The organism is Streptomyces sp. NPDC101237 (assembly GCF_044767465.1).
GTDB classification, from domain to species: Bacteria; Actinomycetota; Actinomycetes; order Streptomycetales; family Streptomycetaceae; genus Streptomyces; species Streptomyces gramineus.
The window spans coordinates 91,438-112,851 of record NZ_JBIWNY010000009.1; the positions used below are offsets into that span (position 1 = coordinate 91,438).

At 71.9% G+C, this 21,414-nt stretch carries 22 protein-coding genes; 14 read left to right on the top strand and 8 right to left on the bottom strand.

Going from position 1 to position 21,414, the window contains the following annotated elements; all coding sequences use genetic code 11:
• The first annotated feature begins 76 nt into the window (after positions 1-76).
• Entirely contained in the window at positions 77-613 is a 537-nt protein-coding gene (locus ACIRQ9_RS16250; RefSeq protein WP_404172711.1) for a GNAT family N-acetyltransferase, read from the top strand.
• Between the two features lie 4 nt (positions 614-617).
• Here ACIRQ9_RS16250 and ACIRQ9_RS16255 read toward each other — a convergent pair whose 3' ends face one another.
• Complete coding sequence (locus ACIRQ9_RS16255) at positions 618-1,301, bottom strand: glycerophosphodiester phosphodiesterase (protein WP_404172714.1); 684 nt, start codon at positions 1,299-1,301, stop codon at positions 618-620.
• Between the two features lie 413 nt (positions 1,302-1,714).
• Between ACIRQ9_RS16255 and ACIRQ9_RS16260 the strand changes: the two genes are divergently transcribed.
• The 5 genes from ACIRQ9_RS16260 (at position 1,715) to ACIRQ9_RS16280 (ending at position 6,356) form a co-directional block, all read left to right on the top strand.
• Entirely contained in the window at positions 1,715-3,112 is a 1,398-nt protein-coding gene (locus tag ACIRQ9_RS16260) for a DUF6421 family protein (protein ID WP_404172717.1), read from the top strand.
• A gap of 38 nt (positions 3,113-3,150) precedes the next feature.
• Positions 3,151-3,900 (top strand): SDR family NAD(P)-dependent oxidoreductase, encoded by a 750-nt coding sequence (locus tag ACIRQ9_RS16265; protein ID WP_404172721.1) that lies wholly within the window; start codon positions 3,151-3,153, stop codon positions 3,898-3,900.
• Entirely contained in the window at positions 3,897-4,967 is a 1,071-nt protein-coding gene (locus ACIRQ9_RS16270) for a low specificity L-threonine aldolase (RefSeq protein WP_351322509.1), read from the top strand. Before ACIRQ9_RS16265 ends, ACIRQ9_RS16270 begins: the two co-directional genes overlap by 4 nt.
• A gap of 83 nt (positions 4,968-5,050) precedes the next feature.
• On the top strand, positions 5,051-5,644 hold the full coding sequence (locus ACIRQ9_RS16275; protein ID WP_404172724.1) for a transglutaminase family protein: 594 nt from the start codon (positions 5,051-5,053) through the stop codon (positions 5,642-5,644).
• A 10-nt stretch (positions 5,645-5,654) separates the two neighbouring features.
• Positions 5,655-6,356, top strand: coding sequence for a B3/4 domain-containing protein (locus ACIRQ9_RS16280; RefSeq protein WP_404172727.1), 702 nt, complete (start codon positions 5,655-5,657; stop codon positions 6,354-6,356).
• Between the two features lie 3 nt (positions 6,357-6,359).
• Here ACIRQ9_RS16280 and ACIRQ9_RS16285 read toward each other — a convergent pair whose 3' ends face one another.
• Positions 6,360-7,088: a lysophospholipid acyltransferase family protein gene (locus tag ACIRQ9_RS16285; protein WP_404172730.1), complete on the bottom strand. Its 729-nt coding sequence runs from the start codon at positions 7,086-7,088 to the stop codon at positions 6,360-6,362.
• A 186-nt stretch (positions 7,089-7,274) separates the two neighbouring features.
• Complete coding sequence (locus ACIRQ9_RS16290) at positions 7,275-7,691, bottom strand: DUF4395 domain-containing protein (protein WP_390631917.1); 417 nt, start codon at positions 7,689-7,691, stop codon at positions 7,275-7,277.
• 91 nt (positions 7,692-7,782) lie between these two features.
• Between ACIRQ9_RS16290 and ACIRQ9_RS16295 the strand changes: the two genes are divergently transcribed.
• The 4 genes from ACIRQ9_RS16295 to ACIRQ9_RS16310 all read left to right on the top strand — a co-directional run bounded on the left by ACIRQ9_RS16295 (position 7,783) and on the right by ACIRQ9_RS16310 (position 10,952).
• A complete protein-coding gene (locus tag ACIRQ9_RS16295) occupies positions 7,783-8,220 on the top strand; it encodes a TlpA family protein disulfide reductase (protein ID WP_404172733.1) in 438 nt (145 codons plus the stop codon).
• Between the two features lie 199 nt (positions 8,221-8,419).
• A complete protein-coding gene (locus ACIRQ9_RS16300) occupies positions 8,420-8,929 on the top strand; it encodes a flavin reductase family protein (RefSeq protein WP_404172736.1) in 510 nt (169 codons plus the stop codon).
• A gap of 217 nt (positions 8,930-9,146) precedes the next feature.
• Positions 9,147-9,935 (top strand): electron transfer flavoprotein subunit beta/FixA family protein, encoded by a 789-nt coding sequence (locus ACIRQ9_RS16305; RefSeq protein ID WP_404172739.1) that lies wholly within the window; start codon positions 9,147-9,149, stop codon positions 9,933-9,935.
• A 54-nt stretch (positions 9,936-9,989) separates the two neighbouring features.
• A complete protein-coding gene (locus ACIRQ9_RS16310) occupies positions 9,990-10,952 on the top strand; it encodes an electron transfer flavoprotein subunit alpha/FixB family protein (RefSeq protein WP_404172742.1) in 963 nt (320 codons plus the stop codon).
• Positions 10,953-11,011: 59 nt separating this feature from the next.
• Here ACIRQ9_RS16310 and ACIRQ9_RS16315 read toward each other — a convergent pair whose 3' ends face one another.
• On the bottom strand, positions 11,012-11,956 hold the full coding sequence (locus ACIRQ9_RS16315; protein ID WP_404172745.1) for an endonuclease/exonuclease/phosphatase family protein: 945 nt from the start codon (positions 11,954-11,956) through the stop codon (positions 11,012-11,014).
• Positions 11,957-12,166: 210 nt separating this feature from the next.
• Here ACIRQ9_RS16315 and ACIRQ9_RS16320 point away from each other — a divergent pair, with 210 nt between their 5' ends.
• Complete coding sequence (locus tag ACIRQ9_RS16320) at positions 12,167-13,468, top strand: DUF6986 family protein (RefSeq protein ID WP_404172747.1); 1,302 nt, start codon at positions 12,167-12,169, stop codon at positions 13,466-13,468.
• 84 nt (positions 13,469-13,552) lie between these two features.
• On the opposite strand, the gene ACIRQ9_RS16325 is transcribed toward ACIRQ9_RS16320, so the two are convergent.
• Both ACIRQ9_RS16325 and ACIRQ9_RS16330 read right to left on the bottom strand, forming a co-directional pair.
• Positions 13,553-14,296, bottom strand: a complete 744-nt coding sequence (locus tag ACIRQ9_RS16325) for a hypothetical protein (RefSeq protein ID WP_404172750.1) — start codon at positions 14,294-14,296, stop codon at positions 13,553-13,555.
• Positions 14,297-14,303: 7 nt separating this feature from the next.
• Positions 14,304-15,353 carry a LacI family DNA-binding transcriptional regulator gene (locus ACIRQ9_RS16330; protein WP_404173194.1) on the bottom strand — a complete coding sequence of 350 codons (1,050 nt, stop codon included), beginning with the start codon at positions 15,351-15,353 and terminating at the stop codon, positions 14,304-14,306.
• Between the two features lie 222 nt (positions 15,354-15,575).
• On the opposite strand from ACIRQ9_RS16330, the gene ACIRQ9_RS16335 reads away from it, so the two are divergent.
• The gene (locus ACIRQ9_RS16335) at positions 15,576-16,532 is read left to right on the top strand and encodes an ROK family protein (protein WP_404172753.1); all 957 of its coding nucleotides are present in this window, start codon (positions 15,576-15,578) and stop codon (positions 16,530-16,532) included.
• Between the two features lie 106 nt (positions 16,533-16,638).
• Here the strand turns inward: ACIRQ9_RS16335 and ACIRQ9_RS16340 are convergent, their stop codons facing one another.
• Positions 16,639-18,663, bottom strand: a complete 2,025-nt coding sequence (locus ACIRQ9_RS16340; protein ID WP_404173197.1) for an NPCBM/NEW2 domain-containing protein — start codon at positions 18,661-18,663, stop codon at positions 16,639-16,641.
• 447 nt (positions 18,664-19,110) lie between these two features.
• On the opposite strand from ACIRQ9_RS16340, the gene ACIRQ9_RS16345 reads away from it, so the two are divergent.
• Positions 19,111-19,302 (top strand): hypothetical protein, encoded by a 192-nt coding sequence (locus tag ACIRQ9_RS16345; RefSeq protein ID WP_404172756.1) that lies wholly within the window; start codon positions 19,111-19,113, stop codon positions 19,300-19,302.
• A gap of 146 nt (positions 19,303-19,448) precedes the next feature.
• A complete protein-coding gene (locus tag ACIRQ9_RS16350; protein WP_404172759.1) occupies positions 19,449-20,489 on the top strand; it encodes an NUDIX domain-containing protein in 1,041 nt (346 codons plus the stop codon).
• Positions 20,490-20,620: 131 nt separating this feature from the next.
• Here the strand turns inward: ACIRQ9_RS16350 and ACIRQ9_RS16355 are convergent, their stop codons facing one another.
• On the bottom strand, positions 20,621-21,343 hold the full coding sequence (locus tag ACIRQ9_RS16355; RefSeq protein WP_404172762.1) for an MBL fold metallo-hydrolase: 723 nt from the start codon (positions 21,341-21,343) through the stop codon (positions 20,621-20,623).
• Between the last annotated feature and the right edge of the window lie 71 nt (positions 21,344-21,414).

A 21,414-nucleotide genomic window follows, 5' to 3' on the forward strand; every position in this document is an offset into this window, starting at 1 on the left:
GGCCGGTCCGTGGGCGGTCCGGTGGCGGCGCTAGGCTCATGGCGGCTCAGGCTGCCCGAGATCGGAGAGACCGCACATGGACAACGCCGCCGGACTGACCTTCCGCGACGCCACCGACGCCGACGTGGACGCGCTGGTAGCACTGATCGAGTCGGCGTACCGGGGCGACGACAGCCGGGCCGGCTGGACCACCGAGGCGGACATCCTGGAGGGACAGCGGACCGACCCGGAGGGCGTCCTGCAGGTCATCAAGGCACCGGACGCCAAGCTGCTCACGGTCGAGCGGGACGGCCGGACCGTCGCCTGCTGCCAGCTGGAGCACCGCGGCACCCACGCCTACTTCGGCATGTTCGCCGTCAGCCCCGCGCTCCAGGGCGCCGGCCTCGGCAAGGCCGTCATCGCCGAGGCGGAGCGCCGGGCCCGGCAGGACTGGGGCGCCACGGAGATGCACATGACGGTGATCTCCGTGCGCGAGGACCTGATCGCCTGGTACGAGCGGCGCGGCTACCGCCGTACGGGAAGGATGACGCCGTTCCCGTACGGCGACGAGCGCTTCGGCATCCCGCAACGTGCCGACCTGCAGTTCGAGCTGCTGGTCAAGCCCCTGGTGTGACGGCTCACGCGGTGAAGCGGGCGGTGCGCTTGATCTCCGGGTAGTCGGTCGTCGCGCCGTCCAGCTGGAGGGCGCGCACCAGCCGCAGGTCGTCCTGGGTGTTCACCACCCACCCGATCACCTTCAGGTCCGCCTTGCGGGCGTGCTCGACGACCTCGAGCGTCAGCCGCCGGATGTTCAGGCAGAGTGTCGCGGCGCCCGCCTCCCGGGCCCGGTCCACCACGTCGGTGCCGTAGCGGCTGGCGATCAGCGCCGTACGGACGCCCGGCACCAGCCGGCCGATCTCGGCGACGGCCTCGTCGTGGAACGACGACACCTCGACCCGGCCGACCAGGTCACGCCGCTGCATCAGCGCGGCCAGCGCACGCGCCGCCGCCACGTCCTTGATCTCCGCCTGGAGCGGAGCCCGTACCGAGTCCAGGACCTCCTCGAACACGGGCACCCGCTCACCGCGGCCGGCGTCCAGGGTGCGCAGTTCCTCCAGGGTCTTCTCGGCGATCGGGCCGGAGCCGTCGGTCGTGCGGTCGACCTCAGCGTCGTGCATGACGACCAGGGCGCCGTCCTTGCTGAGGTGCAGATCGAGTTCGATCAGATCGAGGCCGGCCTGCTGGGCGGCGACGAAGGAACGGAGGGTGTTCTCGGGCTCGACGCCCATGACTCCGCGGTGACCGATGGTAAGGAAGTTCAAGATTCAACTCGCTTCCGTCGACGGCGGCGGGGATGCACGCGCGCGGACCGTACGACGGGACGTCGCTGTCCACGCGGCTTGGCGCAGCCTAATGGCCGCCCGTCGCGATGAACCCCCTGCGTACGCCGGGGATTGGTGCGCCGGGCGCGCGGCGCCTGGCCCGTGCCCCGGTCGGCCGTCACCCGGGGGTGGGCGCGTCCCGCCGCGCATTGACCGGCCGGAACCATGCGCTCTCCGAAAGCTGACACCCCGTCACTGATCGAAGTGAATGTGAGCGCCTTCACGGTTTCGTGCAGGAAAAAGCGCGGTGAAGGTGTGGCGCCGCAGGATAATTTCCCGAAGGCCCCCTTGCTGGGAGAAAGGTCGTATGCATACGGTGTCCTAACGCGAGGTACACCCGTGGAGGATGGGTCATGACGGAAATTCTTGTGCAGGTGGGTTCGGAGGAGCGGGTTCCTCCCGTGACCAGGGTGGTCGAGCACCCGGCGTGGCCCGTGCTCAAGGACGGCGTGGAACGGATCCGGCCATGGCAGTCCAAGGACGGGTCGATCGACTTCGACGCCGAGGGCGCCCCGGCGCGCGTCGACGCCGAGCACGCCGTGGACACGGTGATCGCCGCCGTCGAGGAGCTGTCCCCGCTGCTCCCGCACGACGCCGAATACCACCGCGCCCTGGTCACCGACCTGCGGCGGTGGGCCGTCGGCGGTTTCCAGGTGCCCGACTTCCTCGACTCGCTGCTGGCCTTCCAGCCCGCCGCGAACCGCGTCCACGGGCTCCAGCACCTGGTCGTCTTCCCGATGTACACCCAGAACGGCAACCCGGACCGCAACCTGGAGGCGGTCGTGCTGCGCATGGTCTGGCCCGACTGGCTGGCCGAGCTGGAGCGCACCCGGTACGACAACCCGCTGTTCTGCGGCATCACCTTCGAGGACTTCACGGCCGGCTACGACACCAACTCCGCCGTCCTCTTCCCCGAGACCATCGCCGTGCGCCAGGCGCCGGAACGATTCTCCTGGGGCGGTATCTTCTGCGACCGCGAGGCCGCCCGCTTCCGCCGGGTCACCGACGCGGCGGTCGACCTCCTCGGCCTCGAACTTCCCGACGACATCGCGGCCATGGTCCACGACCAGAAGCGCTGCGAGGAGGCGTTCGTGCTGTGGGACATGGTCCACGACCGCACCCACAGCCACGGCGACCTGCCGTTCGACCCGTTCATGATCAAGCAGCGCCAGCCGTTCTGGATGTACGGGCTGGAGGAGCTGCGCTGCGACCTCACCGCCTTCAAGGAGGCCGTGAAGCTGGCGGCCGACGGCGTCCCGCAGGCCCGTGACGTGCAGTACGCGGTGCTCTTCGACCGGATGTTCCGCTTCCCGGTCACCGGCGACCGGGTCCGCAACTACGACGGCCTCGGCGGCCAGTTGCTCTTCGCCTACCTGCACAGGCACGACGTGGTCCGGTGGACCGACAACAAGCTCTCCATCGACTGGGAGCGGGCCCCGCAGGTCACCAACCAGCTGTGCGCCGAGATCGAGAAGCTCTACAAGGACGGCATCGACCGGCCGAAGCTCGTGCACTGGTTCGCCGGCTACGAACTCGTCGCCGGGTACCTCGCCCCGCACCCGGGCTCCAAGTGGGCCAAGGGTCCCGACGCCCTGGACCTGAGCCTGCCGCCGCGCAAGCTCGTGGACGACGTGCTTCCGGACGAGTTTCCGCTGAGCATGTTCTACGAGGCCCTGTCCAAGAAGCTGAAGAATGTGATCGCCGAGACCAAGGGCATCACGGCGGACAGCGCCGGACCGGTCGCCGCGTGAGCGACGGCCGTACGAACACTGCTCAAGAGGGGAAGCACATGGCGGGCAACGGGTCTCTCAGCGGTGCGGTGATCGCGGTGGCCGGGGCGGGCGGACCGGCCGGGCACGCGACCCTGGTCAGGCTCGCGGAGGCGGGCGCGACCGTGGTCGGCGCCGACAACAACCCCGAGCGCCTGGCCGAGGCCGTGGACGCGGCCCGCTACGCGGGCGGCGGCGCCGTGGTCACCGGTGAGACGGTCGACCTGCTCGACCTGGAGTCGACCCGTGCGTGGGCCGACCGCATCGAGAAGGACCACGGCCGGGTCGACGGCCTGGTCCACCTGGTCGGCGGCTGGCGCGGCGGCGCCACCTTCGCCGAGACCGACCTGGCCGACTGGGACCTCCTGGAGAAGCTGCTGATCCGCACGGTCCAGCACACCTCCCTGGCCTTCTACGACGGCCTGCAGCGCAGCGACCGGGGGCGGTACCTGCTGATCAGCGCCGCCGGCGCGTCGAAGCCCACCGCCGGCAACGCGGCGTACTCCGCGGCCAAGGCCGCCGCCGAGGCCTGGACGCTCGCCATGGCCGACGGCTTCCGCAAGGCCGGGGGCGAGGCGGGCCCGGCCTCCGCTGCTGCCATCCTGGTGGTGAAGGCGTTGGTGCACGACGCGATGCGCGCCGAGCGGCCCAACGCGAAGTTCGCGGGCTTCACGGACGTCAGGGACCTCGCCGAGGCCGTCGAGGGCGTCTGGAGCAGGTCCGCCTCCGAAGTGAACGGAAACCGTCTGTGGCTGACCGAGCAGCCGTGAACCCTCCGAAGACCGACGCGCGTCGCCATCACGACCCGGAGGTCCGCGGTTTCGCCAGTGACAACTACGCGGGGACCCACCCCGAGATCCTGGCCGCGCTGGCCCTCGCCAACGGCGGCCACCAGGTCGCCTACGGCGAGGACGAGTACACCGAGAACCTCCAGCGGATCGTGCGCGGCCACTTCGGCCCGACCGCCGAGGCCTTCCCGGTCTTCAACGGCACCGGCGCGAACGTGGTCGCGCTCCAGGCGGTCACCGACCGTTGGGGCGCGGTGATCTGCGCCGAGAGCGCGCACATCAACGTGGACGAGGGCGGCGCTCCCGAGCGCATGGGCGGACTCAAGCTGCTCACGGTGCCCACGCCCGACGGCAAGCTCACGCCGGAGCTCATCGACCGGCAGGCGTACGGCTGGGACGACGAGCACCGGGCGATGCCGCAGGTCGTCTCGATCACCCAGAGCACCGAGCTGGGCACGCTGTACACGCCGGAGGAGATCCGCGCGATCTGCGAGCACGCCCACGCGCACGGCATGAAGGTGCACCTGGACGGTTCCCGGATAGCCAACGCGGCGGCCTCCCTGGACGTGCCGATGCGCACGTTCACCAACGCCGTCGGCGTCGACATCCTCTCGCTGGGCGGCACCAAGAACGGTGCCGTCTTCGGGGAGGCGGTCGTGGTGATCAACCAGGACGCCGTCAGCCATATGAAGCACCTGCGCAAGCTCTCCATGCAGTTGGCCTCCAAGATGCGCTTCGTGTCGGTGCAGCTGGAGGCGCTGCTGGCGAAGGACCTGTGGCTGCGCAACGCCCGGCACGCCAACGAGATGGCCCAGCGGCTCGCCGAGGGCGTGCGGGCCGTGCACGGAGTGGAGATCCTCTACCCGGTGCAGGCCAACGGTGTCTTCGCGCGGCTCCCGCACGACGTGAGCCTGCGCCTGCAGAAGCGGTTCCGGTTCTACTTCTGGGACGAGGCCGCCGGGGACGTGCGCTGGATGTGCGCGTTCGACACGACCGAGGAGGACGTGGACGCGTTCGTGGCGGCGCTCAAGGAGGAGATGGCCCGCTAGCCGGACCGAGCGTTCCGCATAGATATGCGGTCACCCGAAAAGTCATTGGCGCTCGGGTGGCCGCGTTCCTATGCTCTGCGCCCATGGAGCTGATCCAGAACACCGCCGACCTGTCCGCCTACTTGGCCGCGGACGAGGCCATCGACCACCGTCATCCGCGGGTCGGTGAGACGGCCGCACGGCTGGCGTCCGATGCGAAGGACTCGTATGCCTATGCGCGGGCCGCCTACGAGTTCGTGCGCGACCGCATCCCGCACTCCGCCGACGCCGGTGACCCGCGGGTCACCTGGCGGGCGTCGGACGTGCTGGAGCGGCGCACCGGCGTCTGCCACGCCAAGGCCCACGCGCTCGCCGCCCTGCTGCGCGCCGAGGGCATCCCCACGGCCCTGTGCTACCAGCGGCTGGCGGACGACGACGGCGCCGGACACCTCGTGCACGGACTGGTCGCGGTCCGCTTCGGCGGCGCCTGGCACCGGCAGGATCCGCGCGGCAACAAGCCGGGAGTCGACGCGCGGTTCTCCCTGGACGGCGAACGGCTGGCCTGGACCCCCGATCCGGAGTCCAGTGAGATGGACTACCCGGTCCTGTACGCTGAACCCCATCCGGCCGTGCTCGGCGCGTTGAAAGCGGCGCCCGACCGTCCGTCCCTGTGGAAGACGCTCCCCACCGCACTCTGAGGCCCAGCAGATGACTCTCACGCTCACCGTGTCCGACGAGGTGCGTGCGCTCGCGCCCGGCTTCACCCACCTCGCCGTCGAGGCCCATGGTCTGGTCAACGGCCCCAGTACCGAGGCGAGCGCGGCCCTCCTGGACGACGCGGCCCGGCGGCTCGCCGCCCGCCTCGACGGCCGTGCCCCGCACGAGGACCCGCACATGGCGGCCTGGCGCGCGGTCTACACGGCGTTCGGCTCCAAGCCGTCCCGCACCCGGAACTCCGCCGAGGCGCTGGCCAGGCGCGCCCTCGCGGACGGCGGTCTGCCGCGCATCAACCTGCTGGTGGACCTCTACAACGCCGTCAGCGTCGCCCACCTGATCCCGGTCGGCGGTGAGGACCTCGATCTCGTCCGGGGCGGGATGCGCCTGGTGCGCGCGACCGGCGAGGAGGAGTTCGTGACGGTCGCGGGCGGCGAGGAGAGCGTCGAGCACCCGGACGCGGGCGAGGTCGTGTGGTGCGACGCGACGGGCGTCACCTGCCGGCGCTGGAACTGGCGCCAGGGGCCCCGCACCCGCCTGACCGAGCGGACGGTCTCGGGCGTCTTCCTCCTGGAGTCACTCGCCCCGTTGCCGGTCGCCGAACTGGTCGCGGCGGGCACCGAACTCGCGGAGCTGCTGCAGAAGTTCAGCCCGGGAGCCGAGGTGACGGTGCGGGCGCCCGAGTCGGTGGCCTGAGGCTCAGACCGCCTCGGCCGCCTTCAGCTGCTCCTGCGTGGGCGCCGTGCCTCCGAGGTGGCTCGGCAGCCACCAGGTGTCGGCCGCGTCCTTCGGGCGGGCCGGGTAGGCGCGCTGGGCCGCGTCCAGCAGTTCCTGGACGCGCTCGCGCAGGCGGCGGGTGATGGCGCCCGCGTACTGGTCGCGCGGGGCCTCGACCGGCTCGCCCACCCGGACGGTGACGGGCAGGTGGCTGCGCTTGAAGTTGCGCGGCTGACCCTTCGTCCACAGCCGCTGGGTGCCCCACAGCGCCATCGGGATCAGCGGGACGCCGGCCTCCTGGGCCAGGCGCGCCGCGCCGGACTTGAAGCTCTTCAGCGTGAACGACTGCGAGATGGTGGCCTCGGGGAAGACGCCCACGATCTCACCGGACGTGAGCGAGTCCAGCGCGTGCTGGTAGGCCGTCTCGCCCTGCGTGCGGTCCACCGGGATGTGCTTCATCCCGCGCATCAGCGGGCCGGAGATCCGGTGCCGGAAGACCGACTCCTTCGCCATGAAACGCACCAGGCGGTTCTGCGGGAGGGCGGCCAGGCCGTCGAAGACGAAGTCCAGGTAGCTGATGTGATTGCTCACCAGGACGGCCCCGCCCGTGCGCGGGATGTTCTCCGAACCCTGGCAGTCGATCTTCAGGTCCCAGACCTTGAACAGCGTCTTGGCGAAACCGATGACGGGACGGTAGACCAGCTCTGCCATGGGCGGGACGGACCCTTTCTGCTCTGCCTGGGAAAGGGGCTCCCGGCGGGAAAGTTACGCAGCCGTAGGTTTACGGCTTTCGCAGATCGTGCCCGAAGAACGGACGGGGAGCCAGCCCTGGTGCCCCGGAGTGGCGAGATCCTCGTCACGTCGGCCTATGATCCACCTCGGTTTTTTAACCTTCCTTTACTCCGCGCGTACCGCGAACCGGCGGACGAGCAGGAACATCTCGCACCCCAGGCAGTACCCGAACGCCGCGTTGAGGAACGCGGCGGCGAGCGCGATCCCGGTGGCCGCGAGTCCCAGCCAGCCGGGGCCCAACGCGAAGCCGACCAGACCGAGTCCCGCGAACACGAGTCCCACCGCCTGGGCGAATCGCGGCGGTTCGGGTGGCTCGAACTCCGTAGCGGGCGCGAGCCGGGGTCGTACGGCCGTCCGGAACGCCCAGCCGTACGGCGAACGGCTCACGCCCGCGGCCGCGCCGAGCGCGAACGCCACCGTCTGCCAGGCGAGTATCCAGGGGCTGCGGGTGATGAGCGCGGCGGCCAGCACGGCCGTCGTCACGGCCGCCGCGAAACGGGGCCCACGTGCGTCGATGTCCATGAACCAAGGATTCCGCCCCGAAGCCCGGCAGGGGAGCCGGGAATCTTTGCAGTCTTGTGAACGCTGGCAGGAACGGCGAGCCGGGTCGTGGATGCTGAAGGGCGTGACGACCGGACTGGTGGTGTGCGTGGCGGTGCTCGCCGCGGCGAGCGTGTACGGAGTGCTGCACAAGCGGCGGAGCGGGAGGGTACGGGTGCGCGGGCGGGACGACGGCAAGCGGATCGGAGCGGCCGAACTCGGCGGCGAACTGGGCGGCCGGGCGACCTTGGTGCAGTTCTCCAGCGCCTTCTGCGCTCCCTGCCGGGCCACCCGGCGGGTGCTCGGCGAGGTCGCCGCCATGGTTCCGGGGGTGGTCCACGTCGAGATCGACGCGGAGGCCCGGCTGGACCTGGTGCGCGAACTGGAGGTCCTCAAGACGCCCACCGTCCTGGTGCTCGACGCCGACGGCCGGGTGGTGCGCCGGGCCACCGGACAGCCCAGGAAGGCGGACGTCATCGCCGCGCTGGGCGAGGCGGTCCGGGCCGGGTGACGATGACGGTGAGGCAGCTCCCATATCCCGGTACGTACTTGACTGGATGTACCACCTATCGTCAGCCTGACTGTATGTCTCATGAACTCCTTCTCTTCGGGCGGGTCCACGTCGACCTGGCCCGCACCGCGAGTGCGCGCTGTCCGGGCCGCTGAACACCCCCGGACCCGAACGCCGCTTCTTTCAGAAGGACAACTGCATGACGGCCACGCCCGACCTCGGTACTCCCCGGCTCGCCTCGCCCGACCTGCTCCGCTCCGCCTTCCGGCGGCACGCGGCCGGAGTCGCGGTGATCACGGCGCACGGCGCCGACGGCCCGGTCGGCTTCACCGCCACCTCGCTCGCCTCCGTCTCCGCCGAGCCGCCGATGCTCTCCTTCGGTGTGGGCACGGGCGCCTCCAGCTGGCCCGCGATATCCACCGCCGAGCACATCGGCGTGCACCTCCTCGGCGAGCACCAGGCGGAGCTGGCGGCCACCTTCGCGCGCAGCGGCGCCGACCGGTTCGGGCCGCCGACCGGCTGGCGCGAGGGCCACGCCGGTGTCCCGGTCCTCGACGACGTGCTGGTCTGGCTGGTGTGCCGGGTCGTCGCCCGGATACCCGCCGGCGACCACCGGATCGTGCTGGCCGAGGTGGTCGTCGGGGACCCCTCCCGGGCCGGCCGGCCGCTCCTCTACCACCAGGGCGGCTTCAGCGGACTGCGCGATTGATCACCCGTCCCCGTTCTGCGCAGGCGTCGGGTTCCGGTTACGCTGCGTTGCGAACGTCACAGTTCAAAGCGCTTGCTTAGCGGGAACGAACTGGGTGTACTGGCGAGTAATATTTCGTTCGGAGCGCGCGGCCGCCCCGACCGGGATGAGCCGCTTGAGGCGCCTATGCTGCCTTCAAGAGGCAGCCAAGAAAAGACGATGCGGTAGGAGAGCCGGCGTGAGCCTGAGGATCGTTGTCACTGTGAAGTACGTGCCCGACGCCACGGGCGACCGGCATTTCGCCGATGACCTGACCGTGGACCGTGACGACGTGGACGGTCTGCTGTCCGAGCTGGACGAGTACGCGGTCGAGCAGGCGCTGCAGATCTCGGAGAACTCCGACGACGACGTCGAGGTCACCGTGCTGACGGTGGGTCCCGAGGACGCGAAGGACGCGCTGCGCAAGGCGCTGTCGATGGGCGCGGACAAGGCGATCCACGTCGAGGACGACGACCTGCACGGCACCGACGCCATCGGCACCTCGCTGGTGCTGGCGAAGGCGATCGAGAAGGCCGGTTTCGACCTGGTCGTCTCCGGCATGGCCTCCACCGACGGCACGGCGGGCATCGTCCCCGCGCTGCTGGCCGAGCGTCTGGGCGTCCCGCAGGTCACCCTGCTGTCCGAGGTGTCCGTCGAGGGCGGTACCGTCAAGGGCCGCCGTGACGGCGACGCCGCCAGCGAGCAGCTGGAGGCCTCCCTGCCGGCCGTGGTCTCGGTGACCGACCAGTCGGGCGAGGCGCGTTACCCGTCGTTCAAGGGCATCATGGCGGCGAAGAAGAAGCCGGTGGAGTCCTGGGACCTGTCCGACCTGGACATCGAGGCCGGCGACGTCGGCCTGGAGGGTGCCTGGAGCGCGGTGCAGACCGCGACCGCGCGTCCGGCCCGTACCGCGGGCACGATCGTCAAGGACGAGGGCGAGGGCGGCAAGCAGCTCGCCGAGTTCCTCGCGGGCCAGAAGTTCATCTGAGCCTCCGCAGTCGCCGACCGCCCCTCAACTTCTCGCACGCAGGAGAGCATTCCCATGGCTGAAGTCCTCGTCTACGTCGACCACGTGGACGGTGCCGTCCGCAAGCCCACCCTGGAACTTCTGACCCTGGCCCGCCGCATCGGCGAGCCCGTCGCCGTCGCCCTGGGCGCGGGCGCCGCCGGTACCGCCGCCACGCTGGCCGAGCACGGCGCGGTGAAGGTCCTCACCCACGAGGCGTCCGAGTACGCCGACTACCTGGTCGTCCCGAAGGTCGACGCGCTGCAGGCCGCCGTCGAGGCCGTCTCCCCGGCCGCCGTCCTGGTCCCGTCCTCCGCGGAGGGCAAGGAGATCGCCGCGCGTCTGGCGCTGCGCATCGGGTCGGGCATCATCACCGACGCCGTGGACCTGGAGGCCGGTGACGAGGGCCCGGTCGCGACCCAGTCGGTCTTCGCCGCCTCCTTCACCACCAAGTCCCGGGTCAGCACGGGCACCCCGGTCATCACCGTCAAGCCCAACAGCGCCGCCGTCGAGGCCGCTCCGGCCGCCGGTGCCGTCGAGAGCCTGTCCGTCACCTTCTCGGACCAGGCGACCGGCACCAAGGTCACCGGCCGCACCCCGCGCGAGTCGACGGGCCGTCCGGAGCTGACCGAGGCCGCGATCGTCGTCTCCGGCGGCCGTGGCGTCAACGGCGCCGAGAACTTCGCGGTCATCGAGGCCCTCGCCGACTCCCTCGGCGCGGCCGTCGGTGCCTCGCGCGCCGCGGTGGACGCGGGCTGGTACCCGCACACCAACCAGGTCGGCCAGACCGGCAAGTCCGTCTCGCCGCAGCTGTACATCGCCAACGGCATCTCCGGCGCCATCCAGCACCGGGCCGGCATGCAGACCTCGAAGACGATCGTCGCGGTCAACAAGGACGCCGAGGCCCCGATCTTCGAGCTCGTCGACTTCGGTGTGGTCGGTGACCTCTTCGACGTCGTGCCCCAGCTCACCGAGGAGGTCAAGACCCGCAAGGGCTGACCACCGCCTGGCTGCCCGAGGCCCCCGTGACCGACGCCGGTCACGGGGGCCTCGTGGTGTCAGCGCAGGCTCAGCGAGACCCGCACCGGCAGATGGTCGCTGGGGAACTGGCCGTGCCGGGAGAAGGTGTCGACGACCGCCTCGTGCGTGGTGACGCCCGGCGAGGTGAGGATCCAGTCGATGCGGTCGCCGTCCTGCCGGAGCCGGTGATAGCCGTGGAAGGTGCCGTACAGGGGGCCGCGCCGCTCCGCCGCGTCCCAGGCGTCCACGAGCCCGGAGTCCATGAGGGTGTCGTAGGCCCGGTTGCCGTGCGCGGCGGCGTTGAAGTCGCCGGTCACCACGACGGGCAGCGCGGGGTCGAACGCCGCGATCCGCCGGCCGAGCAGGGCGGCGCTGCGCTCGCGGGCGTCCTGGCTCTTCTGGTCGAAGTGGGTGTTGGCGACGTAGAACTCGCGGTCACCGTCCGCGAGATCGCGGAAGCGGACCCAGGTGACGATGCGCGGGAACGCCGCGTTCCAGGTGTTGGAGCGGATGACCTCCGGTGTGTCGGAGAGCCAGAAGGTGTAGTGCTCCACCGGGGCCAGCCGCCGGACGTCGTAGTAGATCGCCGTGGACTCGTCCCGGCTGCCGCCCTCGCGGCCGGTGCCGATCCAGTCGTAGTGCGGCCCGAGATCGGCGTCGATGTCGCGCAGTTGCTGGTAGAGGCCTTCCTGGGTGCCGATGACGTGGGGGCTCGCGCGGTGCAGCAGCTCGCGCATGACGGGCCTGCGGTCGGCCCAGCTGTTGGGTTCGGCGGTGCTCGCGTACCGCAGGTTGAAGGTCATGACGTCGAGCCGCGGCGCGCGCCGCGGGCGACCGGGCGGGGTGGGCCGCCCGGAGCGCGGGGACGGCCCGGAGGAGGCGGACGAGGCGGAGATCGCGGCGCTGGACAGGGGCACGGTGACCGCCGCGGCCAACAGGATCTGCAGGCCGAGACGGCGGGTGACCCGGCGCTGGTGCGGCACGGGGACTCCTTCGGTGGCGACGGCCGGACGAGCAGGTGTGAGGCGAGTCCTTCGCGAGGAGTGTGCTACCCAGGAGTGAGGCGAGCGTGAACATGCCCAGATGGGGGCGTGTCGCACCGTGGACATGGTGTTGACCATCCGGAAGGCGCCCGGATAACTTCATTCAACGGATTGTTGATTCCGTACAGTGGAAAACAGGAGGGTGTTGGGATGGGCCAGGGCCAGCAGGAGCAGGTGGCGACGAGTCTCGCGGGCGCCGTCAGCGAGGAGATCAGCGCCTCCCTCGCGCCGGTCGACGCCGAACTGGAGCGCCGCTACCCGGGCGACCCCGGCACCCGCCAGCCCGTGCACACCGTCTACGTCCCCGGCGACGCGTTCACCGCCGACACCGTCCGTACCTGGGGCGACCGGGCACTCGCGGCCCTGGACGAACACGCCCCCGACGCCGCCTCGTTCGCCGCCGTCCTCGGCCTGTCCGAGGAACTCGCCGAGCCCGTCCACTCCCGGGTCCGCGCCAAGCTGGAGCGCGAACCGATCGAAGACCTGCGCGTCGACTTCGAGGACGGCTACGGCCCGCGGCCCGACGCCGAGGAGGACGAGGCGGCGGCCCGCGCGGCCCGGCTGATCGCCGAGGCGTACGCCGAGGGCACGGCGGCGCCCTACATGGGCATCCGGATGAAGTGCATGGAGGCCGCGGTGCGCGACCGGGGCATCCGCACCCTGGACATCTTCCTCACCGGCCTGATGACGGCCGGCGGACTGCCCGCGGGCCTGGTGCTGACCCTGCCCAAGGTGACCTACCCCGAACAGGTCACCGCGATGGTCCGGCTCCTGGAGGCCTTCGAGAAGACGCACGGGCTGGAACCGGGCCGCATCGGCTTCGAGATCCAGATCGAGACCAGCCAGTCCATCCTCGCCACCGACGGCACCGCCACCGTCGCCCGGATGATCCAGGCCGCCGGGGGCCGCGCCACCGGACTGCACTACGGCACCTTCGACTACAGCGCCTGCCTCGGCGTCTCCGCCGCCTACCAGGCAAGCGACCACCCGGCCGCCGACCACGCCAAGGCGGTCATGCAGGTCGCCGCCGCCGGCACCGGAGTACGCGTGTCGGACGGTTCCACCAACGTGCTCCCGGTCGGCCCCACCGCGAAGGTCCACGACGCCTGGCGGCTGCACTACGGCCTCACCCGGCGCGCCCTGGCCCGCGCCTACTACCAGGGCTGGGACATGCACCCCGGACACATCCCGACCCGGTACGCGGCCGTCTTCGCCTTCTACCGCGAGGGCTTCGAGCGGGCCGCCGCCCGGCTCACCCGGTACGCCCACCGCACCGGCGGCGACGTCATGGACGAACCGGCCACCGCCAAGGCCCTCAGCGGCTACCTGCTGCGGGGCCTGGACTGCGGCGCCCTCGACATCGCCGAGGTGGCCCGGCTGAGCGGACTCACCCGCGCCGACCTGGAGGGCTTCGCGGCACCCCGGCGCGGCGACCTGACGGTCTCCGGCTGACGCGCGACGGCCGGCGCGTCCTCACCTCGGTGACGGCACCGGCCGGCCGGGCATCCCGCGCCGGGAAAGCCGGGAGGCCCGTCCTCACCGCAGGTACTCCTCCAGCCCCGACGGGACCGCCCACCGCTGCTCGGCGAACAGCCGGGTCGCCCGCCGGCACAGCCCGGCGTCGGCCCGGGCACGGGCACAGAACTCCTCCGGCGTGGCACCGAACAGCTTCCTCAACTCCGCCGACTCCCGCAGGAGTCCGGCGAGGAGGGCGCGCTGGCCGGGATGCCGGCGGGGCGCGCCGGTGCCGTCGTGCAGGACACCGTGCCGGTTGACGTAGGCGTGCACGCCCGGCAGTTCGGTGCCGTCCGCGACCGCGACGCGGACGTGCGGGGCGGGCAGCCAGGCCCGGCCGAAGTTGCCGCCGGGCAGCGGCACGCCCTCGCTCGCGTCGATCACCTCCAGCTGCGGCCCGTCCAGCCAGACGACGAACAACTCCCTCACCGACGCCGGGGATCGCAGCGGCGCCGCCGAGACGTAACCCAGGCGGCTGACGTGCGCGGAGACGCCCACGTCGACTCCGGTGACCTGGGTGCGGACCATCGGGATCGGCCCGGCCACCCCGGACTCGGCCATCTTGTGCCGGAGTTGGGCCGGAGAGGCGTTGGAGCCGACCGCGAGCACCGGCACCCGGCCGTCGTCGGGCACCAGCCGCTCCAGCGGCAACAGGCGGTCTCCGTCGAGGAGCCCGGAGTCGGCGGGCCAGAGCCCGGGATAGGCCAGCGGATGGTCGCGCGGCGCCCGGTCGAGACCCAGCTCCGCGAGCGTACGACCGGTCACGCGCCGTTCACTCCGAGGGCGGCAGCTCGCCCGAGCCGCGGGTGACCAGCCGGGTCGGGATTTCGATGCGCTCCGGCGCCAGGAGCGTGCCGTCCAGCTGGCGGAAGAGGCGTTCCGCGGCCGTACGGCCGAGCAGGGCCGCGTCCTGGGCGACGACCGTCAGACCCGGGTGCAGCAGATCGGCCAGTTCGATGTCGTCGAAGCCGACCAGTGCGACCGGACGGGAGAGCGCGGCCAGGACCCGGATCACGGTGACCGTCACCCGGTTGTTGCCCGCGAAGATCGCCGTGACCGGAGCGGGCCCGGACAGCATCTCCTCGGCGGCCCGGCGCACCCGCTCCGGGTCCGTCACCCCGAGCGAGGTCCACGCCGGCTCCACGGATATGCCGGCGTCCTCCATCGCGGCCCGGTAGCCGCGCAACCGCTCGGCTGCCGTGTGGATCCGGGGCATGTCACCGATGAAGCCGATCCGGCGGTGCCCGTGCCCGATCAGGTGGGCGACCCCGTCCCGGGCACCGCCGTAGCTGTCGGACAGCACCACGTCGGCCTCGATCTTCCCGGCCGGACGGTCCACGAACACCGTGGCCACGCCCGCTCTGATCTCCGGCTCCAGGTACCGGTGGTCGTCACCGGCCGGGATCACCACCAGCCCGTCCACCCGCCGCGCGCACAGCGCGAGCGCCAACTCCTGCTCGCGCTCGGGGTCCTCGGCGCTGGAGCCGTTGATCAGCAGCGCGCCGTGGGCCCGTGCCACCTCCTCCACGGCACGGCTGAGCGGGCCGTAGAACGGGTCGGCGAGGTCCTCCAGGACCAGACCGATGCTGGCGGTACGGCCCTTGCGCAGCACCCGCGCGCTGTCGTTGCGGCGGAAGCCGAGCGCGTCGATCGCCTCCTGGACCCGGCGCTCGGTGTCCGGCGTCACCCCCGCCTCGCCGTTGACCACCCGGCTCACCGTCTTCAGGCCGACACCGGCGCGCGCAGCCACGTCCTTCATCGTCGGCCGGGTCCCGTAACGGGAGCCGGGAAGACGGTCTGCGCGGCGGGAGGTCTCGGGCACGATGCGGCGTCCTGTCCTGTCGTCCACGGTGGGATTCCTGTTGTCCACGGGGGATGCACAGGTCCATGGGTTTGTATGAGGATGTGGCGTCGAGCATAGAGCCTGGACAACGTTGTCAGATGCGGGGGAGACTGTCCACCGCAATCTCCGGCCCGCGCCCCCACCGCTGGACGGCTGCCTTTTCACTCGGCTATTCATGGTTGACGGGGAGATCTGACTCTGATGCACACCGACCTCGTGGCGGCCCTCGACATCGGCGGCACAAAGATCGCCGGCGCTCTGGTGGACGGTCACGGACGGATCCAGGCGCGCGCCCAGCGCGCGACGCCCGCCCAGCAGGACGGCGAGACGGTCATGGGTGCCGTCGCGGAGGTGGTCGGCGAACTCGCCGGTTCACCTCTGTGGGGACGGGCCGGCTCGCTCGGGATCGGCAGCGCGGGACCGGTGGACGCCTCCGCCGGCACCGTGAGTCCGGTCAACGTGCCGGGCTGGCGCGACTTCCCGCTCGTCGAGCGGGTGCGGGAGGCCGCCGGCGGGCTGCCGGTCGAGCTGATCGGCGACGGTGTCGCCATCACGGCCGCCGAGCACTGGCAGGGCGCGGCCCGCGGCCACGACAACGCGCTGTGCATGGTGGTGTCGACGGGTGTCGGCGGCGGCCTGGTGCTCGGCGGCAGGCTGCACCCCGGGCCCACCGGCAACGCCGGCCACATCGGTCACATCAGCGTGGCCCTCGACGGCGACCCCTGTCCCTGCGGTTCGCGGGGCTGCGTGGAGCGCATCGCGAGCGGGCCCAACATCGCCCGGCGCGCGCTGGAGGGCGGCTGGCTGCCGGGTCCCGACGGCGACACCTCGGCGGCGGCGGTCGCGGAGGCGGCCCGGGCCGGCGACCCGGTCGCGGTCGCGTCCTTCGAGCGGGCCGCACAGGCGCTGGCCGCCGGGATCGCGGCCACCGCGACCCTGGTCGAGATCGACATCGCGGTGATCGGCGGCGGAGTGGGCAAGGCGGGCGACATCCTCTTCACCCCGCTGCGCAAGGCGCTCACCGACTACGCGACGCTCTCCTTCGTGCGGCGCCTGACGGTCGTACCCGCCCAGATGGGCACGGACGCGGGCCTGGTGGGGGCCGCCGCTGCCGCGCTGACCCGGACGGGCACGGACGTGACCGCGGCCGGCGTCTGAGCCGTCCGCCACAGCCCGGCAGGAACGTTCAGGCCCGGTCGGCCGGGGTTCAGGTCCGGCCGACCGGGCCGCTCGGGGCGCCGGGCGGATGCCCGGGCCGCGGGCGTCAGCAGGTGATCCGCGCGTCCGCCCAGTCGCCGTGGTCGGAGGTGACGCCGTTGCCGCCGTCGGTGACGACGAGACTGACCACCTCGGCGCCGGTGACGTCGGCGGTGAGCGGCCGCGCGGCCATGTCCGTGGTCAGCACGCCGGTCGAGGCGACCTTCGTGCCGTCCGCCCAGATCTCGAAGGAGACGCTGCCGGCGGCGCCCTCCTCGTCGTCCACGCCGACGTCGGCGGTGACCTTCCCGCACGCCTTGCCGGTGTAGTAGTCGACCTGGCTCGGGGCGTGGGTGCCGAGCCCCTTGGCGTACACGACCCCGCCGATGGTGATCGGATGCCCGTCGCCCGCGGCGGTCTCCCCGTTGCTGGTGTCGCGTTCCACCGGACCCCAGCCGTTGTCGGCCGACAGCCACGGAAGGTCGCTGAGGTAGGAGGTGCCGGCGGGCGGCGGGTCGGCGACAGTCGTCGTGACCGTCGTCGTGCTCTCCTCCCTCGCGCCGGAAGGCGACCGGTAACGCGCGGTGAGAGCGAGGTCGTACGACCCCTTGAGCGTTCCGGGCGGCGGGGTCACCCGCCAACCGGTGCGCAGGGCAAGGCCGGTGGGCAGTGCCGGGGTCCTGCTCGGCGAGGTCCGGGTGACGGTCCAGCCCTGGGGGCCGGTGAGCGCCACGGAGACCTTCCGGGCCGTCGTGCGGCCGAGATCGGTGACCGACGTGGTGAGGGCGGCCGTCCGGCCCGGCTCGATGAACCGGCTCCCGTCCAGGCCGAGTTCGACGGCCGGCGGGTGCGCCGCCCAGTGCCGGTCGGCGGCGACCCGGAACAGGACGGTGCCGTGCGCCGGGACCACCGCCGAGACGGTGCCCGCGGTGTTGTAGCTCTTGTGCCGCCACAGGTCGCGCAGAGTGTAGGCGGGCGCCTGCGGGAGACCGGCCGCCGTCGCGGTGGTCGCGATGCGCTGCGGGGAGCCGGACTCGTTGAACAGGGCCACCGCGCGGCCGCCGTCCGTGAGTTCCTTGGTGACGACCCAGCGTCCGCCCGCCGAGGAGAGCACCGTGCCCTGCTTGCCGAGCGGGTCCTGGTCGACGGCGATGACCTCCTTGTTGTCCAGGATGTCGAAGGTCGCCGGGGAGGCCTTGCGCAGGTCGGTGCCGATGAGCAGCGGGGCGGCCATCATCGACCACATCGTGAAGTGCGTGCGGTACTCGGTGTCGGTCATGCCGCCGTTGCCGACCTCCAGCATGTCCGGGTCGTTCCAGTGCCCGGGGCCCGCGTACGGCGCGAGCGGCAGGTTCTGCTTCAGGATCGACAGCATCGAGCCCCAGCTGTCACTGATGTCCCCGGTGGTGCGCCAGAGCTGGCCGACGTCCGACGCCCACTCCCAGGGCTTGTTCTCGCCCCATTCGCAGATGCTGTAGACGATGGGCCGCCCGGTCGCCCGCAGCGCGTCCCGCATCGTCAGGTAGCGCTGCTTGGCGTCGACACCCTGGTTGTTGCAGTTGTCGTACTTGAGGTAGTCGACGCCCCAGTCCGCGAACTGCCGCGCGTCGCTGTACTCGTGGCCCAGCGCGCCCGGGAAGCCCGCGTCGTTGCAGGTCTTGGTGCCCGCGCTGGTGTAGATGCCGAGCTTGAGACCCTTGGCGTGCACGTAGTCGGCGACCGCCTTGATGCCGTGCGGGAACCGGGCGGGGTCCGGGACCAGCTTGCCGTCCGCGTCACGGCTCGGCAGGGCCCAGCAGTCGTCGAGGTTGACGTACCGGTAGCCGGCGTCCTTGAGGCCCTTCGCCACGAAGAGGTCCGCGATGCCCTCGACCATGGTCTCGTCGAAGTCCGCGCCGCAGTGCGTGGAGTTCCAGTTGTTGAAGCCCATCGGGGGGGTGAGGGCGAGGCCGTCGGTCGGTGCTGCCGAGCCGGTCGAGCCGGTCGCGCCGCCGGCGGCCGCGGGTGCGGCGAGGCCGGTCGTGCCCAGCACCGCCGCGATCAGTGCTCCGACCACTCTTCTGCGGGTTGTGCGGGTGTGAGGGTGACGCATCATTACGTTCCTCCGACTCGCGAAAGGTGGGATGACGACAGGTGGGCGTCATCGGTGCGCGCTTATGGTAGGAGCTGTTCGGCTGTGTTGGAAGAGGAGCGGTAGGGGTTGTTCCGGTCTTCCTGAAGACCTGTCAGGACTCCTGGTGGGTGTCAAGGGGCCTTCCTGCCCGTTGGGTTGTGTTGAATGCCGGCGTCGAGAGACGGTGTGCGGAGGCTGAGCCCGCTCTGGGGCCCGCAGGCGGGAGCTGTGAAGTGCCCGAGCGGGTCATCCGATGTCCGGCCGAGGTGTACGGCGGATGCGCACGGCCTTCCGCACCCGTGGACGACGCGGCCTCCCGCTGTCGGCCGTGCCGTGGCCGGCGTCGCCGCCCGGTCCCCGTGCGGCGCGTTGCTCCCCTCGTGGGTGGGCCCGTGACCCCGGGCCGTCCGCGCAGTTGAGACAGGCATGAAGAAGCGCAGCATGCTCGCCATCGCCAGCCTGGCCACCGGATTCGTCGTGGCCGCCGTCACCCCCTCGCACGCCGCCACCGACGGTCCGCTCGACGACCTGCACATCTCGGACACCCTGGAGCATGTCGGCCACCTCATCGGCGAGGACAGCTTCCAGACCGACCAGGACTTCCTGGGCCAGGAGTAACCCGGCCGGGACGGGAGCGGACGACGGGACCGGTGTTTCCGTCCGGGGATCACCGGCCTCCGTTCGGCGCGCCCTCAACGGGAACTGGTTTCCGTGGCAGTGTGGAGCGGGCAAGCCTCAGGGGGCCAACAGAAGAGGGGGAGTCCGTGATCGTCTGGGTCAACGGTGCGTTCGGTGCGGGGAAGAGCGCCACCGCACGTGAACTGATCGAACTGATCCCGAACAGCACGCTCTTCGACCCCGAGGTCATCGGCGGGGCACTGACACACCTGCTGCCGGCCAAACAGCTCGCCGAGGCCGGCGACTTCCAGGCTCTGCCGATCTGGCGGCGCCTGGTGATCGACACGGCGGCCGCGATGCTGGCCGAACTGGGCGGGACCCTGGTCGTTCCCATGACCCTGCTGCGCCAGGAGTACCGCGACGAGATCTTCGGCGGTCTCGCCGCCCGCCGGATCGCCGTCCGACACCTGTGCCTCACCCCGGCCGAAACGATCCTGCGGGAGCGAATAGCCGGGCGGGAGATCCCGCGCGACCTGCCCGACGGCGAGATGCGCGTCCGCCAGTGGTCCTACGACCGCATCGAGCCCTACCGCGCCGCCCTCGCCTCCTGGATCGCCGCCGACGCCCATCTCGTCGACACCAGCGCCCTCACGCCCTACGAGACGGCCGTGTACATCGCCGAGGCGGTCGGCAGCGGCGCCGCGGCCGTCTGCGAGATCGTGCAGACCCCGGAGCCCAGCGCGGAGACCCTCGCGGCCGGCGTGCTCCTCTTCGACGAGGAGGACCGCTTCCTGCTCGTCGACCCCACCTACAAGGCCGGCTGGGAGTTCCCCGGCGGCGTCGTCGAGCCCGGCGAGGCTCCCGCGCAGGCGGGCGTGCGCGAGGTCGCGGAGGAGACCGGGATACGGCTGGAGACGGTACCGGGACTCCTCGTCGTCGACTGGGAGCGGCCCGTACCGCCCCGCTACGGCGGCCTGCGGCTGCTCTTCGACGGAGGCAGGCTGGACTCCGCCGAGGCCGGGAGGCTGGTGCTGCCGGGGCCCGAACTGCGCGGCTGGCGCTTCGTCACCGAGCAGGAGGCCGCCGAACTCCTGCCCCCGGTCCGCTACGAACGGCTGCGGTGGGCCCTGCGGGCCCGCGAGCGCGGTGCGGCGCTCTACCTGGAAGCCGGCGTCCCGGTGGGCTGACACCCGCCCAGCGGCCCGTGCTCACCTCGCGCGAACCGGCCCGGCCGGCTCGTCGCCGCCCGGCGAGGCAGGAGCCCGCGGACCGGTGCGGCCGGTGCCGCAGCGCACGGGTGCCCGGCCATGGCGCCCGCTCACCGCGCCGATTCCTGGCCGTCCACGCAGGCCCGTAGCGCCCGTGACGCATGCCAGGTCACCGGATCACCGTGGCCGAAGCAGGCGACCTCCGAGTCCAGCCCGGCCAGCCGCCGCAGGGACGCGATCGTCCGAACCCGGTCGAGGTTGAACACCCCGGGCATCACCGCGCCCGTCCCCGGCGCCGCCGCCACCGTGTCCCCGGTGAACAGCACACCGTGCGAGGGCAGATGGAGAGCGATGCTGCCATGGGTGTGCCCGGGGACGTGCACCACGCGGGCGCCCCCGCCGAAGTCCAGCACGTCCCCGTCGGAGAGCTCCGCCACCTCGGCCGGAGCGACCGGCCCGCCGGCGGGCAGCAACGCGGCCGCCGCGGCGTGGACGGGCAGCTCCCAGTCCTCGAACACCGGTGGCGCCCCCGGCAGTTCGCCGCGGATCACCGGAGCGTCCAGGCGGTGGGCCAGCACCTCGGCGCCGCTCAGCGCGGCGAGCTCGGCGGCACCGCCGACATGGTCCTCGTGGAAGTGGGTGAGGACGATCCGCCGTACCGCCGACGGCGACCGGCCCAGTGCCGTGAGCGCGTCGGCGATCGGCCGGCCCGAACCGGGCGGGCCCGTGTCCACCAGCGTGCAGTCTCCGGTGTCCGGGTCGCGCCACAGGTAGGCCTGGCCCACGGGGAAGCGCAACAGGTGCAGGCACGGGAGGAGTTCGACGACGTCCATGTCCCGACGGTAGGCAGCGGCCCCGTCCTGGGGCGAGGGATGTCTGCCGACAGCAGAGAACCGCCTCGGCG